Origin of the sequence: Pseudomonas sp. LB-090624 (genome assembly GCF_003205205.1) — a bacterium.
Classification (GTDB): Bacteria; Pseudomonadota; Gammaproteobacteria; order Pseudomonadales; family Pseudomonadaceae; genus Aquipseudomonas.
The window spans coordinates 197,340-211,676 of sequence record NZ_QJRL01000004.1; the positions used below are offsets into that span (position 1 = coordinate 197,340).

Annotated in this window: 14 protein-coding genes; 5 read left to right on the forward strand and 9 right to left on the reverse strand. The window is 62.8% G+C overall.

Features of this window, described 5'->3' with window-relative positions; all coding sequences use genetic code 11:
* Positions 1–42 precede the first annotated feature (42 nt).
* Positions 43–759 carry a GntR family transcriptional regulator gene (locus DMX11_RS06585; protein WP_110743757.1) on the reverse strand — a complete coding sequence of 239 codons (717 nt, stop codon included), beginning with the start codon at positions 757–759 and terminating at the stop codon, positions 43–45.
* Between the two features lie 379 nt (positions 760–1,138).
* Between DMX11_RS06585 and DMX11_RS06590 the strand changes: the two genes are divergently transcribed.
* Complete coding sequence (locus tag DMX11_RS06590; RefSeq protein WP_110743758.1) at positions 1,139–1,477, forward strand: DUF2892 domain-containing protein; 339 nt, start codon at positions 1,139–1,141, stop codon at positions 1,475–1,477.
* A 70-nt stretch (positions 1,478–1,547) separates the two neighbouring features.
* On the opposite strand, the gene DMX11_RS06595 is transcribed toward DMX11_RS06590, so the two are convergent.
* A complete protein-coding gene (locus DMX11_RS06595; protein ID WP_110743759.1) occupies positions 1,548–2,756 on the reverse strand; it encodes a hypothetical protein in 1,209 nt (402 codons plus the stop codon).
* Positions 2,757–2,797: 41 nt separating this feature from the next.
* Positions 2,798–3,247, reverse strand: a complete 450-nt coding sequence (locus DMX11_RS06600; RefSeq protein ID WP_110743760.1) for a YcgN family cysteine cluster protein — start codon at positions 3,245–3,247, stop codon at positions 2,798–2,800.
* Positions 3,248–3,392: 145 nt separating this feature from the next.
* On the opposite strand from DMX11_RS06600, the gene DMX11_RS06605 reads away from it, so the two are divergent.
* Positions 3,393–3,986 carry a nitroreductase family protein gene (locus DMX11_RS06605; RefSeq protein WP_110743761.1) on the forward strand — a complete coding sequence of 198 codons (594 nt, stop codon included), beginning with the start codon at positions 3,393–3,395 and terminating at the stop codon, positions 3,984–3,986.
* Positions 3,987–4,048: 62 nt separating this feature from the next.
* Here the strand turns inward: DMX11_RS06605 and DMX11_RS06610 are convergent, their stop codons facing one another.
* The 4 genes from DMX11_RS06610 to DMX11_RS06625 form a co-directional block, all read right to left on the reverse strand.
* A complete protein-coding gene (locus tag DMX11_RS06610) occupies positions 4,049–4,981 on the reverse strand; it encodes a D-2-hydroxyacid dehydrogenase (RefSeq protein WP_110743762.1) in 933 nt (310 codons plus the stop codon).
* Between the two features lie 2 nt (positions 4,982–4,983).
* The gene (locus DMX11_RS06615) at positions 4,984–5,277 is read right to left on the reverse strand and encodes a YcgL domain-containing protein (protein WP_110743763.1); all 294 of its coding nucleotides are present in this window, start codon (positions 5,275–5,277) and stop codon (positions 4,984–4,986) included.
* Positions 5,274–6,407: a ribonuclease D gene (rnd, locus tag DMX11_RS06620; protein WP_110743764.1), complete on the reverse strand. Its 1,134-nt coding sequence runs from the start codon at positions 6,405–6,407 to the stop codon at positions 5,274–5,276. The genes DMX11_RS06615 and rnd overlap by 4 nt, the downstream gene beginning before the upstream one ends.
* A gap of 110 nt (positions 6,408–6,517) precedes the next feature.
* Positions 6,518–8,155 carry a phosphoethanolamine transferase gene (locus DMX11_RS06625; protein WP_110743765.1) on the reverse strand — a complete coding sequence of 546 codons (1,638 nt, stop codon included), beginning with the start codon at positions 8,153–8,155 and terminating at the stop codon, positions 6,518–6,520.
* Positions 8,156–8,407: 252 nt separating this feature from the next.
* Here DMX11_RS06625 and DMX11_RS06630 point away from each other — a divergent pair, with 252 nt between their 5' ends.
* Complete coding sequence (locus DMX11_RS06630) at positions 8,408–8,644, forward strand: YdcH family protein (RefSeq protein WP_110743766.1); 237 nt, start codon at positions 8,408–8,410, stop codon at positions 8,642–8,644.
* A gap of 60 nt (positions 8,645–8,704) precedes the next feature.
* Here the strand turns inward: DMX11_RS06630 and DMX11_RS06635 are convergent, their stop codons facing one another.
* Entirely contained in the window at positions 8,705–9,886 is a 1,182-nt protein-coding gene (locus DMX11_RS06635; RefSeq protein ID WP_110743767.1) for a PLP-dependent aspartate aminotransferase family protein, read from the reverse strand.
* Between the two features lie 93 nt (positions 9,887–9,979).
* Between DMX11_RS06635 and DMX11_RS06640 the strand changes: the two genes are divergently transcribed.
* Positions 9,980–10,441, forward strand: a complete 462-nt coding sequence (locus DMX11_RS06640) for an Lrp/AsnC family transcriptional regulator (protein ID WP_110743768.1) — start codon at positions 9,980–9,982, stop codon at positions 10,439–10,441.
* Between the two features lie 55 nt (positions 10,442–10,496).
* Here DMX11_RS06640 and DMX11_RS06645 read toward each other — a convergent pair whose 3' ends face one another.
* A complete protein-coding gene (locus DMX11_RS06645) occupies positions 10,497–12,827 on the reverse strand; it encodes an FdhF/YdeP family oxidoreductase (protein ID WP_110743769.1) in 2,331 nt (776 codons plus the stop codon).
* A 500-nt stretch (positions 12,828–13,327) separates the two neighbouring features.
* Here DMX11_RS06645 and moaA point away from each other — a divergent pair, with 500 nt between their 5' ends.
* On the forward strand, positions 13,328–14,332 hold the full coding sequence (gene moaA / locus DMX11_RS06650; protein ID WP_110743840.1) for a GTP 3',8-cyclase MoaA: 1,005 nt from the start codon (positions 13,328–13,330) through the stop codon (positions 14,330–14,332).
* The last annotated feature ends 5 nt before the right edge of the window (positions 14,333–14,337 follow it).

Sequence of the window (14,337 nt, forward strand, 5' to 3'; positions counted from 1 at the left end):
TTGTCGACGGTGGGTCAGCGCCGACGGCCTGACCGGGGTAACTCATAGTTGAATCGGTACATCCAGCCCTTGCGGTGCGGCGTATTCGGCCATGCGCCGGCGGGACAGCTCGAAATGTTCGCGCACCAACTGGCCAGCGCTTTGCGGGTCGCGGCGCTCGATGGCCTGGATCATCTGGTCGTGCTGGTCGCAGGCCACTTCAAGGTCGCGCTGCATGTCATCGGTGGTCGGGTGGCGGTAGAAAATCTTGCCCAGCCGGGTATGGTCGATCAGCAGGCGACGCAGGCTCGGCAGCAGGTAGTCGTTGTGCGCCATCTTGCCGATTTCCAGGTGGAAGGCGTCGTTGTAGAGCACGCGGTTTTCCACGTCGCGCTCTTCGATGGCGCGGCGGAAGTGGGCCTGAATGGCCTTGAGCCCTTCGATTTCAGCTTCGCTGGCGTAGGTGGCGGCCAACTGGGTAGTGGCCACGTAGATAAGCGGCGCAGCAACGTAGAAGCTGTGCAGCGACTCATGGTTCATGGCGGCGACACGGGGGGCGCGGTTAGCTTCCAGTTCGATGTAGCCTTCGGCGGCAATCTGGCGCAGCAGCTCACGCACCGGGGGGCGCGACAGGCCAAACTCATCGCACAGGGCCAGCTCGTCCACCACCGCACCTGGCGCCAGCTCCATGCTGAGGATCCGACGGCGCAGCGCTTCGGCGAGGACGGCTTTGCGGTCCTGCGGCACGTCGGCGGTGAGGGGTTGAACACTGGCTTTCATGGCGGCCTTCTTTGTTGTCATAGCGCTGTGTCTACTATTTGTATAACGACTATAGGGCACTGTTAGACAATGTGTCTACAGCATTTTCGATGAACGGCGAAAACTGTCTGGCCCTTTGTTTTCAAGGGTTCCAGCGGGGTTAGAGGGGAGATTAAACACCCTCGAGGCTGCATTGCCAAACCGGACAGGTAATTATCCGGATCAGACAAATGTGCAGGAATTCACCGCTGCACCGGCCCACAACCCGGCACCGACCACCCGGCGATGGACAGCATGGTCACATGGCGTTGCCTGAAGCCCCAGGGCCCGCCGGGCGACCCGAATGAACGCTGGCGCCGCCCTGCAGGTCAGCTGCTTACATTCACAAGGAGGGCTTGCCATGCTCGATATTCATTCCGCTGCGTCATCGCAGCACAATGTTCATGGCCTGGAACGGGTCGGTTCTCTGGCGGGAGGCGCGCTGATGTTCAGCAAGGGGCTCCGCCATGGCGGCCTGGTTGGATTGCTGCAAATGGTGGTCGGAGGGCTGGCGGTGGCCCGTGGCGTCAGCGGGCATTGCTCGACCAAGGCCTGGTGGCAGCAGCATCGGCAGGAATACCACCGCTTGCGTTCGGATATCGAACGCAGTGCCTCGGAGCTGGCGGCGTTGAAGGCCAGCGCCAAGGCGGCGACACGCGGGGTGACGGTGACAGGGAAGGATCCACTGTCCGCCAGTTGATTTTGCTTCGCCTGTGCCAGCCTCTTCGCGGGCGTGCCTGTGAAGAGGCTGGCATAGGCGACAGGGATGCTTAACGCAACGCCTTGCTCTGCAACACCTCGGAACGCCGCCCCAGCACATTCTCGCTGATCTGCACGAACTCTTCGGTGCTCACGCTGGGCAGGCGCATCAGCCCGCGCACCACATCGTCCAACGACCGCTTGGCCTGGGAATGGATGCGTATTTCCTTGTCCAGCGCTTGCAGCAGCATCACGCCACGGGCCACCTGAGCCGGGGTGGCACGCTCCCCCTTGAGCCGGGTTACCTTGGCGCCCTGCTTGCTCAGGCGGGCCTGCCAAGCCTGGTAACGGTCGTCACTCACCCCACCGGAACGGCGCAACAACTCACTGGCGTAATAGTCGGTCAGGCTCTCCACCAGCCAGTCACTGCCATCACGCCCGCGGATTTGTGCAAACAGCTGCACCACTTCACGCAGCAACGGGCTGCTACCGTTCTCGCTGACCATTGGCCGACCACTGTGCAGGTACAGCGAGCCCTGGGCCGCCATCGCTCCGCGCCACATACCGTCACGCGCCCCCACCAGCAGCAGCTTCGGCGGCTTGCGCGGGAACACCGCCTGCAATTGCGGCCAGACGAAGGTGAGCAAGGTCAGGCTGTCCATCCGCCGCATCCCCTGCCCCACCGGTGCGGCCACGGTCACGTCGGTATCGCCCAGGCGGGCACGGCGGCTGCCCAGGTCGCCGGCGAGCATCCAGCCGGTCGGGCGATCGAACAGGCGCGAGACATTGTCGATACGGAACTTGTCCTTGCCCACGCGCGGCCACGGCGTCTCGATGCTTTTCCAGCCCTCGGGCAGGTCGAATGCCAAGCGCGCGACCAGTTCGGTCCCATCCTGCTGGTCGAGGCGCGCAGGCGGTACCAACTGGTCGCCGAGGAACAGCGCCCAATGCGGGGTGATACGCGATGAATAGGCGCCGTTGCTGAGTTTCTGGTCCAACTGCACACGGTAACTGAGGCTGGTCTTGCCGGGCGCTGGCTGCCACACACCACGCTGGCCATTGAGTTGCCATTGGCCGTCAGCCTGGAAGCCGCTGTAGGCGCCGGCTTTGCCCAGGTCGAAGTCCAGCCTGCGCACGGCGCTGCCTTCGGCCAATGTCACGCGAACTTCTGCCTGACCACTGGCTGGTAACAGGCGCACCTGATAGTCGAGGTCGACCTTTTTCGCCCAGGCCGGCGAGCTGGCCATCAGGCCCAACAGCAGCAACAGCTGGCAACGCATACAGAAACTCCTTGTTTCCCCGTGGCAGCGGGCCGCGCGGGTCAGCTGGCGCGGAAGATCAGGTGGTCTTCCCAGTCGTCTTCGTGCACGTCCTGCTCCCTGAGCATACGCCCCGACTGGGAAATGCGCTGTTCATGGACCTGCTGGCGATCGCCACAGACCAGGTGATGCCAGGCCGGCAGGTCCTTACCCTCGCTGACCAGGCGGTAACCGCAGGTGCTCGGCAGCCAGGTGAACTGGTCGGCCTTGCCCGGTGTGAGCTGGATGCAGTCTGGCACCTGAGCAAAGCGATTGGGATAGTCGCTGCACTGGCAGGTTTGCATGTCCAGCAGCTTGCAGGCGATGCGTGTGTAATAGACGCTGTTGTCGTCTTCGTCCTCGAGCTTTTGCAGGCAGCACAGGCCACAGCCGTCGCACAGCGACTCCCACTCTTGCGGGTCGAGTTGTTCGAGGGTCTTGCGCCGCCAGAACGGCGCGTTTTCAGCGATCATTACACGGGTTTCCTGCAGTCATCTCGGGGCCACGGCGCGCGGCGGCGCCAGTCTAGAGCCTGGCCTTCGGCAAAGCCAGACCGCTTGTCAGTCGCAACGGGAGGCAGTAGCGTGCGCTTTTCCCCGTTCTTATGCAGGAGCCGTCATGAGCGCCAACCCCCGCATTGCCGATTACGCCATCAACGAGCAGTTCATCAACCGCTGGTCACCACGGGCCTTCACCGCCGAGCCGATCAGCGAAGAGACGCTGCTGAGCTTCCTGGAAGCCGCCCGCTGGGCGCCGTCGGCGTACAACTCACAGCCTTGGCGCTTCCTGTACGCCCGCCGTGACACGCCGAGCTGGGAGCGTTACCTGAGCCTGCTGGTGCCGTTCAACCGCAGCTGGGCGCAACAGGCGTCGGCGCTGGTCCTGGTGATTTCCAAGACCACCTTCGCCGCCCCGGGCGCCACGGAAGAAAAACCGGCGCTGTGGCACACCTTCGACACAGGCTCAGCCTGGGGGCACCTGGCCCTGCAAGCCAGCCTCAGCGGCTGGCATACCCATGGCATGGCCGGTTTCGACCAGGACCTGGCACGTCAGGAACTGAAGATTCCTGAAGGCTATGTGCTGCATGCCATGGTGGCGATCGGCAAGCTGGGTGACAAGGCCAGCCTGGATGAAGCACTGCAGGCACGTGAAGTGCCTAGCCCGCGCAAACCGCTGAGCGAGCTGGCTGCCGAAGGTGATTTCAGCCTGTAAGCCTTGCGGAGGCCGGCCTCTTCGCGGGCGAGCCCGCGAAAAGGCCGGTACCGGCACATCAATCAGTAGCCCCGGGCGAAATCGACTTCGCCACGCAACCCCTGCCCCGCCGCATACGCTCGCACATTCTCCACAAACAAACGCACCATCGCCGCTGGCGACGTGGGCGCCGAGCTGTGCCCGGTCAGCAGCAAGCCCCAGGCGGTCCAGAACGGGTGTTGCTTGGGCAGCGGCTCCTGGCGGCACACATCGATCACCGCACCGGCCAGGTGGCCTTCTTTCAATGCCTCGACCAAGTCAGCATCGACCACCGCCACCCCGCGCCCGGCATTGATGAACAGCGCCGTGGGCTGGAAGCACTTGAACAGTGCCGCGTCGTACAGGTCGTGGGTGGCCGGGGTATCCGGCAGCAGGTTGAGCACGTAGTCGACCTGGCCGACCATGCGCGGCAGGTCGGCCAGTGCCGCCACCTCGATGAACGGTGCCTGCTCACGGGCACTGCTGGCAACGCCGTACAGCTCCACGCCAAACGGCTGCAAGCACTCGGCCACGCGCTGGCCGATGTCGCCAGTGCCAACGATCAGCACCTTGCGCCCTTCCAGGCTGCGCCCCGGCCGGTCATCCCAGCGCCGCTCGACCTGGCTGACCAGGCGCGACAGGACCTCGCGCTCATGGCCCAGCATATACGTCAGCATGTATTCGGCCATCACCTGGCCGAAGATGCCCACTGCACGGGTCAGGCGGTAGTCACGTGGCAGGCCGTCGGCCAGCAATGGTGTGATGCCGGCCCAGGTCGACTGCATCCACTGCGGTTTATGGCCCTGGCGCAGCAAACTCGCCAGCAGGTCCGGCTGCCCCAGCCACACCGGGCACTGTGGTGCCTGGCGGGCCAGTTCAGCGGAGTCGCCACTGGTCAGGATTTCCACTTCCGGTGCAGCAGTACGCAACAGCTCGGCGTAGCGGGCATGATCATGCTCGGCAATCAGGACGCGCATGATCAGGCCGGGTCGTTACGGCGCAGCAACTCTTCGGGCAGGTGCTCGATGTAGTCGTCATCCGGTGGTGGCATTTGCAGGTGGTAGCCCTGGTTGTCGAGGTTCTCCAGGACCTTGGTGATGTCCTCACGGGCCAACTTGCGCTCGGGGCTGAGCACCAGGTCGAACGCGTGCACGGGGGTGCCGAAGAACGGCAGCAGGCCTTCGGGCACGCGTTGCAGGCCATCGGCCTTGAGCACGTACAGGTACATTTCGTTCTTGCGGGGGCTCTTGTAAATCGAGCAAATGCGTTTCATGGGGTTTCTCCGGCGCCTGCAAGGCTGTCGAGCAGGGCCTGGCCCATGCGCTCACGGCGCCAGCCGCGCAACGCATCGGGCAGTTGATATGGGCCATTGGGGTAGCCGCTCTTGAGCAGCGCCTCCAGGGCTTTCTTGCGCAGCATCAGCTCGGGGGCAATCCCCAGGCGCTCGCCTTCGGCCTGGCCGATGGCACGCAGCTGCTTGAGGATACCGGCGGCCTCGATCGGCAGCGGCTCGGGCAACGGCGCTGGCCACTGCTCGGCAGGCAGGCTAGCGGCGCGCTTGATCAGCTGGACAAGGAACTCACCGTCCTGACGAATGGTGCGCGGGTGCATCTCGTCGATTTTGGCCAGTGCCGACAAATTGTTAGGCTGGCTCTTGGCCATGGGCCACAGCGAGTGCTCCTTGAGGATGCGGTTGCGCGGCACATCGCGGTTGCGCGCTTCGCGCTCGCGCCAGGCGCACAGCTCACGCAGCACTGCCAGTTGCTGGGGGGCCAGCTTCCAGGCCAGCTTGACGTCCCGGTACAGGGTTTCGGGCTCGACTTCGCGGCGCAAGGCGGCTACCAGTTCAGCGCCGTCCTCCAGTACCCAGGCGTATTTGTCGTCACTCAGGCGCGGGCGCAGCACAGTGAACAGCTCGGCTAGGTGCACGGCATCTTCGGCAGCGTAGCTGACCTGGGTGTCCGACAGCGGGCGCTGCAACCAGTCGGAGCGGGTTTCGCCCTTGGGCAGCTCGATGCCCAGCACTTCCTGCACCAGGCGCGAGTAGCCCATGGAGAAGCCCAGGTTGAGGTAACCAGCGGCCAGTTGGGTGTCGAACAGCGGCTGTGGCAATTTGCCGGTCAGGCGCAGCAGCACTTCAAGGTCTTCGCTGCAGGCGTGCAACACCTTGACCACGCCGCTGTCGTCGAGCAGATCGGCCAAGGGTTGCCAGTTGCCGATCAACAGCGGGTCGATCAGAAAGGCCCGCTGGCCGTCACCCACCTGGATCAGCCCGGCTTTCGGGTAAAAGGTGTCGACCCGCATGAATTCGGTATCGACGGCGACAAAGGGCAGTTGGTGCCAGTCGCGGCAGTGTTCGGCCAGGCTCTGGTCGTCACGGATCCAGTGAATTTCGATGGCCACAAGGCTCTCCCACTAACATTGGCGCGCAGTATATACGGCGCGGGCACTGCTGGTGAAACCCGGGCCATCCTTGATATCGATCAGTGGTGCTGTTTTGCACGCGCCTGGCTTCAGCGCTTGGCCGTCAGCCAGGGCCGGCAACTGGCAAACATGTCCAGCGATTGCTGGTAGACCTGGGTGTGCACCTGCAACAGGCCGAGCATGGAGTGGAACAGGTTGTCCTGCGACAGCGGGGTGTCGCTGAGCTTGGCCAGGCAGTCGGTATCGATGCCGAAGTCTGCCTTGTAACTGTCGGAGAACCAGGTCAGCAGGGGTACATGCTTCTGTTGCTCGGGAGCGATGGCGTACGGTGTGCCGTGCAGGAACAGGTTGTACTCGCCCAGTGACTCGCCATGGTCGGACAGGTAGATCATGGCCGTGTCGACCTTGTCCTGCTTGCTGCGCAGGGTGTCGATCAGCGAGGCCAGCACGTTGTCGGTATAGGCCAGGGTGTTGTCATAGCCGTTGATGATCTCCTGCTGGCTGCACTGGTTAAGCGCGTTGCTATGGCAAACCGGCGCGAAGCGTTCGCTGCCACTGGGGTAGCGCTTGAAGTATTCCGGGCCGTGGCTGCCCATCTGGTGCAGCACCAGCACGGTGTCCTTGTCGAGGTTGTCGATCAGCGCGTCAAGGCCTTGCAGCAGGATCTGGTCATGGCATTCGCCATCGGCGCACAACTGGGGGACCTTGAGGTTGCTGACATCGATGAACTGGACGCGGTCGCAGGTGCCTTTGCAACCCGACTGATTGTCACGCCACTGCACGGCCAGGCCGGCACGCTGGAGAATGTCCAGCAAGCCTTCGCGATTCTTCGCCACGCGGGCATCGTAATCCCTGCGCTTCATGCCCGAGAACATGCACGGCACCGAGACCGCGGTTTCCGTACCGCACGAGTGCACATCGGAAAACGCCAGCAGGCCCTGTTCCTTGGCCAGGTTCGGCGTGGTATCGCGCTCATAGCCCAGCACGCCGAAATGGTCTGCCCGGGCACTTTCCCCGACCACCAGCACGGTCAGCGACTTGCGCTCATGTTTTTGCCAGGCGGCATCCCGCTTGGCATCTTCGCCATAATGCTGGAACGGGCGCGAGGCAGTACCGACACGCTCACTGACATAACCAATGGAGGCCCCGACGATATTGCTTGGGGTCAGCATCAGGCGCAATTCGTGGTGATTGCGAAACAGTGACGACAGCCCTTGATAATTGACCAGCGCCACCGAGCCAAGGGCCACCACGCAGGCACCACTGACCACCAGTTTGCCAAGCAGCTCGCGGTGCCAGCGGCGGTAGGCGATCGGCGCCTTCCATAGCAGCACCGAAGGCAGTACACCCAGCAGCAGGATATAAGCGGCAAACTTGAACGACATAAGATCCGTTACTTCGGCAACATTGGTCTCAGCGATGTTGCGGAACATGCCGGCATCAATAAGTACGCCGTACTGGTTCATGAAGTACGCCACGCCTGCGCCACTCATGAACAACATGATAACTAACGGCTTGAACACATAACGGAAAGCAAACAAAGTGAGGATCAGATTGAAGGCGAACAGCATCAGCACGGCGAACGCCAGGCTCAGCCACAACCCCGATAGCCCGGGTGGCACGACCTCTTGCAGATGCTCCCAGAGAAACATGTTGAAGCCGATCAGTAGATAAAGGCTGGCCAGCAGCGTGACCCATTCAGTCCGCACGGATTTGAAGTTGAGCATCAGCGTTCGCATTCAAGAGTGATTATCAACCCCCAGGCCAAATGGCACCGTGGGAAAGTTGGGCGAACTCTAGAAAGCGCGTCATCAATTTTTTGTGAAAAAGACGGTAACAATTTCGTGAAGGCGGGTGTTTGGACAAAGGATCACCACTTGTTCAGCTGCCATTCAGCCTGACAGCCGTCACAAGCCTGCGCAAAGGCGGCTATCCTCAGAGGTCAGGACCTTACCGACAACCCTGACAGAGGTGAAGAAATGCCAGTTCCGCATGATCTGCTCGCTGACCTGCACGTTACCGCTGATGCATTCCAGGCGCTCATAGACAAGGATCAGGACCTGCACAAGCTGCACAAGGAATACAACGCCAAGGACAAGGAGGTGGTCGCCGCCGAAGGCAACGGTACCAACGACGAGGCCGTCACCCGGCTGCGCAAGGAAAGGTTGCTGATCAAGGACAAGATCGAACGGATGATTCATCCGCCCAAATCCTGACAACAATTCACTGAACCTGCAGGCCTCCTCGCGGGCGAGCTGCGCGGAGGCCTGCAGCCCTTATACCGCGACCAGCGCTTTCAGCGCCCCATCCAGGTCCTCGACCAGGTCGCGGTAATCCTCGATCCCTACCGACAAACGCAGCAGGTTCTCGCTGATGCCCATCACACCTTTCTGCTCCGGGCTCAGCGAGCAGTGCGACATGCTCCAGGAATGGTTGATCATGCTTTCCACGCCACCCAGCGAGTCGGCCAGCACAAAGATTTGCAGGGCCTCCACCAGGCGGTTGAGCGCGGCGCGGTCGCCTTTCACTTTCATCGCCACCACCGCCCCGCCACTGCGCATCTGGCGCTTGCACAGCTCATGCTGCGGGTGGCTCTCCAGCCCTGGGTAATACACCTGTTCGACCTGCGCGTGGCTTTCCAGGAAGCGTGCCACTTGCAGGGCATTGGCGCACTGGCGCTCCATGCGCACATCCAGGGTTTTCAGGCCGCGCAGGGCCAGGTAGCAGTCGAACGGCCCCTGCACCGCCCCTATCGCCATGCTGATACGGCGCAGGCGCGCCAGCAACGCATCATTGGCCGCCACCACCACACCGCCGGTGAGGTCGGAGTGGCCGCCAATGTACTTGCTGGCCGAGTGCATCACCAGGTCAACGCCCAAGGTGATCGGGCGCTGGTTCCACGGCGAGCAGAAGGTGTTGTCGATGCAGGTGAGGATGCCCTTGGCCTTGGCCAGGTCGCAGACCGCCTTGATGTCGACCAGGTGCAGCAACGGGTTGGTTGGCGATTCGATCCAGATCAGCTGGGTTTCCGGCTTGATCGCAGCGGCCACGGCCTCGAGGTCGTTAAGGTCGACATACGTGGTGGTCAGGCCAGAGGTGCGGCTGCGGTAGTCCTCCATGATGCGGAAGGTGCCACCGTATACGCCGTTCATCACGACCACATGGGCATCCTTGGGCAGCAGCTCCAGCACCGTAGCGGTAGCGTTCACCCCCGAGGCGCAGGCGACCGCGCCCACGCCTTCTTCCAGGGCGGCGACACAGGTTTCATAGGCATGCCGCGTAGGGTTGCCAACGCGGCTGTACGAGTACTCCGGCTTGTCGTCCAGGCTGCGTTTGGTGAACGAGCTGGCAGTGACGATGGCCGGGAAAATGGCGTTGTCGGCAACGCTGAACTGCTCGCCAGCGTGAATGGTACGGGTGGCGAAATTGCGCGGCTTGTCGGACATGGTCAGGCCCATCTGGCAGAGTGAAAGCTGCCACTATCGCACAACCCAAATCTTCTGGCCTTGGGGTAATCTGTGAAATATTTTCCTGCATGGCCCGCACGCGATATGGACAGTTTCGACCAGCACATTCTTACCCTGCTTCAGCGCGATGCCTCGATCTCGCTCAAGGACCTGGCCGAGGCCGTCAACCTGTCGACCACGCCGTGCTGGAAGCGGGTCAAGCGCCTGGAAGAAGACGGCTTCATCATCGGCCGCGTCGCCCTGCTCGACCCCGAACGGCTGGGGCTGGGGCTGACGGTGTTCGTCCAGCTCAAGACCCAGCGCCATGACAGCGCCTGGCTGGAGCAGTTTGCCGCGACCGTGACCGGGTTCGAGGAAGTGATGGAGTTCTACCGCATGTCCGGGGACTGGGACTACATGCTACGGGTGGTGGTGGGGGACATTGCGGCATATGACCGGTTCTACAAGAAGCTGATCACCCGTACCGACGGCTTGTCGAACATTACCTCCAGTTTTGCCATGGAACAGATGAAGTACACCACGGCTTACCCGGTGCATCGCGCCTGATCGGTGCTGGCTTCTTCGCGGGTGAACCCGCGAAGAAGCCGGTATAGCCAACCCGTCAATCTGCGGCCAACACCGCCGCAATGCGGTTCCCCGCCTTGGCCTTTTCGACCTTGATCGCCACGAATTTCGAGGTCGGGGTATAGGTCCCCTCGCCATAACTTTCCAGCGGTACCAACGGGTTGGTTTCCGGGTAATACGCCGCCGCCTGCCCCTCAGGCACGTCATACGCCACCAGGCGGAACCCCGACACCCGCCGCTCCACGCCATCCTCCCACAGCGACACAAGGTCCACCTGCTCACCCGGTTCGAAGCCTAGGCGGCGGATATCGGCTGCGTTGACGAACACCACTTCTCGCAGGCCGAACACCCCACGGTAACGGTCGTCCAGGCCATACAGGGTGGTGTTGTACTGGTCGTGCGAACGCAGGGTCTGCAAAATCAGGTCGGGCTTGTCGCCACGGGCCAGTACCTTGGCGTTGACCAGTTCCTCGGGCAGCGCGTGGGGCATGAAGCGGGCTTTGCCCGTGGCCGTGCGGAAGTTGCGATCGGCGGCATTGTTGCCAAGGTGGAATCCGCCTGGGCTATTCAAGCGTTCATTGATACCGGTAAAGCCCGGAATCACGTCAGCGATCATGTCGCGGATGCGGTTGTAATCGGCCACCGCGTACTCCCAGTCGATCGGCTGGTTGCCCAGCGTGGCCTTTGCCATACCGGCAATGATCCACGGTTCCGAGCGCATGTGCGGCGAACGCGGGCGCAGCTGCCCATTGGAGATGTGCACCATGCTGAAGGTGTCCTCCACGGTCACGCCTTGAGGCCCCTCGGCCTGCAAGTCGATTTCGGTACGGCCCAGGCACGGCAGGATCAGCGCATCGCGCCCGGTAACCAGGTGCGAGCGGTTGAGCTTGGTGGAAATCTGCACGGTCAGTGCGCAGTTCTGCAGCGCCGCGTGGGTGCGCGGAGTGTCTGGGGTGGCCTGGGCAAAGTTGCCCCCCAGGGCGACGAACACCTTGGCCCGCCCTTCCTCCATGGCCTTGATCGCCAGCACCGCGTTGTGCCCGTGGCCCCGCGGCACACGGAACTGGAAGCGTTTTTCGATGGCATCGAGCAGCGCCGCCTTGGGCTTCTCGTCGATGCCCATGGTGCGGTCGCCTTGCACGTTGCTGTGACCGCGCACCGGCGAAAGGCCGGCACCGGGCTTGCCGACGTTGCCGCGCAACAGTTGCAGGTTGACGATTTCCTGCACGGTCGGCACCGAATGGCGGTGCTGGGTGACGCCCATGGCCCAGCACATGATGACCCGCTCGGCCTTGCGGTACATGCGGGCGGCCAGTTCGATCTCGGCCAGGGTCAGGCCCGACTGCTTGACGATGTGCTCCCAGGAGGTGGCATCCACCGCTGTCAGATAGTCATCGACGCCACTGGTGTGCGCGGCGATGAAGGCATGGTCGAATACCGCCGGCTCGCCCTTGGCCTGGGCTTCGCGCTCCCACTGCAAGAGGTATTTGGCAATGCCGCGCATGGCCGCCATGTCGCCACCCAGGGCTGGGCGAAAGTAGGCGCTGGACGTGGGCTCGGAGCCATTGCTGAGCATTTCGAACGGGTGCTGCGGGTGCTGGAAGCGCTCCAGGCCCCGCTCTTTGAGCGGGTTGAAGCACACCACCTGGGCACCGCGTTTGACCGCCTCGCGCAGTGGTTCGAGCATGCGCGGGTGGTTGGTGCCGGGGTTCTGGCCGATGACAAAAATGGCGTCGGCCAGCTCCAGGTCGTGGAACACCACAGTGCCCTTGCCCACGCCGAGGGTTTCCGACATGCCTGTGCCACTGGCCTCGTGGCACATGTTCGAGCAGTCGGGGAAGTTGTTGGTGCCGTAGGCACGCACGAACAGCTGGTAGAGGAACGCCGCTTCGTTGCTGGCCCGCCCCGAGGTGTAGAATTCGGCTTCATCCGGCGACTGCAGCGCATGCAGGTGCCTGGCGACCAGCGCGAAGGCCTCCTGCCAGGTGGTTTCGACATAGTGGTCGGTGGCGGCGTCGTAGCGCATCGGGTGGGTGAGTCGGCCCTGGTACTCAAGCCAGTAGTCGGTCTGCTCCTTCAGCGCGCTGACGCTGTATTTGGCGAAGAAAGCCGGGTCGACCGAGCGGCCGGTGGCTTCCCAGTTGACCGCCTTGGCGCCGTTTTCGCAGAACTTGACCATGTCGCTTTCCGGCGACTCGCCCCAGGCGCAGCCGGGGCAGTCGAAGCCGCCGTTCTGGTTGGTCTTGAGCATGGCCCGCAGGTTCTTGAAGGCGTTGTCGCTGCCCAGCCAGCTCTTGGTCACGCTTTTCAGCGCCCCCCAACCGGCGGCAGCGCCCTTGTAGTCCCTGATGTGTTCGTCCTGGCTCATGCGATGAATCCTCACGCTTCGATGCTTTTTTCCAGCCTATGGAGCGTGGGGTGGGGGCGTCCAATCGAAAGATCTTACGGGGTGATAAGCGGTTTCGATCATGGGCTTGCAGGTGCTTGCCGTGCCATCTTCAGCGCCAGTGAGATCGCGCGCCGCCCGCGCGGCGCATCGCGAGCTGCGCTCGCTCCTACATTTGTTTCGGGCCAGTAACGCCTGTGAGAGGCGCGCGCGACCGCCTTGTTTGTACGACGCGATATCGCGCCATGCGCCAAGGCATACGCGCGCAATTCCCCCAGGAATAATTGGCCCGAAACAAATGTAGGAGCGAGCGCAGCTCGCGATGCGCCGCGCGGGCGGCGCTCGATCTCACCGGCGCTGAAAATGCCAAGCCAAGTGATAGAGGCCGTCGATCAACCAGTCGGACAAAGCAATTTGACGCCCCAGCCCCCAGGTTATAGCTTGGAGTCATGCCCCAACCCCTTCGAGATTCGAGCTTGAACGTGGAACAGAACAGCCGGGCCCTGATCGACGGCTTCAACCGGAAAATCGACTACCTGCGGATGTCGGTCACCGACCGCTGCGACTTCCGTTGTGTGTACTGCATGGCCGAAGACATGCAATTCCTGCCGCGCCAGCAAATCCTCAGCCTCGAAGAACTGTTCCAGGTGGCCGAGCGTTTCGTCGCCCTCGGCACCCGCAAGATCCGCCTGACCGGCGGCGAGCCGCTGGTACGCCAGGGCATCGTCGACCTGTGTGGGCGCATCGCCGCCCTGCCCGGCCTGCGCGAGCTGTGCCTGACCAGCAACGGCTCGCAACTTGGCCGCCTGGCCCAACCCTTGTTCGACGCGGGTGTGACACGCCTGAACATCAGCCTCGACAGCCTCGACGCCGAGCGCTTCAAGCAACTGACCCGCACCGGGGACCTGCATCAGGTCATCGCCGGCATCGATGCCGCCCGCCAGGCCGGGTTCAAGCGTACCAAGCTCAACTGCGTGGTGCTCAAAGGCCGCAACGATCATGAGCTGGTCAACCTGGTGCGCTTTGCCATCGATCGCGAGCTGGACATCACCTTCATCGAAGAAATGCCACTGGGCGTGATCAGCGAGCATGAACGCGGCGAGTCGTTCTGTTCCAGCGATGAAGTACGTGCGTTGTTGGCCGAACAGTTCACCCTGATCGAGTCGACCGAATCATCCCAAGGCCCGGCTCGCTACTGGCGCCTGGCTGAAGCAGCCAACACCCGGGTAGGCTTCATTTCACCGCACAGCCATAACTTCTGTGCCACCTGCAATCGCGTGCGCCTGACCGTCGAAGGCCGCCTGCTGCTGTGCCTGGGCAACGAACATTCGGTCGACCTCAAGCACGTGCTGCGCGGCCACCCCGGCAACCCCGAACGCCTGGAAAAGGCCATTCGCGACTCGCTGCACCTCAAGCCCTACCGCCACCACTTCGAAGTGGGTGGCGACGTGCAGATCCTGCGTTTCATGAACATGACCGGCGGCTGAGCGAC

Bases quoted from the DNA above. Each gene is read 5' to 3' on its own strand.
- DMX11_RS06585 (WP_110743757.1), bottom strand. From the start codon at position 759: ATGAAAGCCAGTGTTCAACCCCTCACCGCCGACGTGCCGCAGGACCGC.
- DMX11_RS06590 (WP_110743758.1), top strand. From the start codon at position 1,139: ATGCTCGATATTCATTCCGCTGCGTCATCGCAGCACAATGTTCATGGC.
- DMX11_RS06595 (WP_110743759.1), bottom strand. From the start codon at position 2,756: ATGCGTTGCCAGCTGTTGCTGCTGTTGGGCCTGATGGCCAGCTCGCCG.
- DMX11_RS06600 (WP_110743760.1), bottom strand. From the start codon at position 3,247: ATGATCGCTGAAAACGCGCCGTTCTGGCGGCGCAAGACCCTCGAACAA.
- DMX11_RS06605 (WP_110743761.1), top strand. From the start codon at position 3,393: ATGAGCGCCAACCCCCGCATTGCCGATTACGCCATCAACGAGCAGTTC.
- DMX11_RS06610 (WP_110743762.1), bottom strand. From the start codon at position 4,981: ATGCGCGTCCTGATTGCCGAGCATGATCATGCCCGCTACGCCGAGCTG.
- DMX11_RS06615 (WP_110743763.1), bottom strand. From the start codon at position 5,277: ATGAAACGCATTTGCTCGATTTACAAGAGCCCCCGCAAGAACGAAATG.
- DMX11_RS06625 (WP_110743765.1), bottom strand. From the start codon at position 8,155: ATGCTCAACTTCAAATCCGTGCGGACTGAATGGGTCACGCTGCTGGCC.
- DMX11_RS06630 (WP_110743766.1), top strand. From the start codon at position 8,408: ATGCCAGTTCCGCATGATCTGCTCGCTGACCTGCACGTTACCGCTGAT.
- DMX11_RS06635 (WP_110743767.1), bottom strand. From the start codon at position 9,886: ATGGGCCTGACCATGTCCGACAAGCCGCGCAATTTCGCCACCCGTACC.
- DMX11_RS06640 (WP_110743768.1), top strand. From the start codon at position 9,980: ATGGACAGTTTCGACCAGCACATTCTTACCCTGCTTCAGCGCGATGCC.
- DMX11_RS06645 (WP_110743769.1), bottom strand. From the start codon at position 12,827: ATGAGCCAGGACGAACACATCAGGGACTACAAGGGCGCTGCCGCCGGT.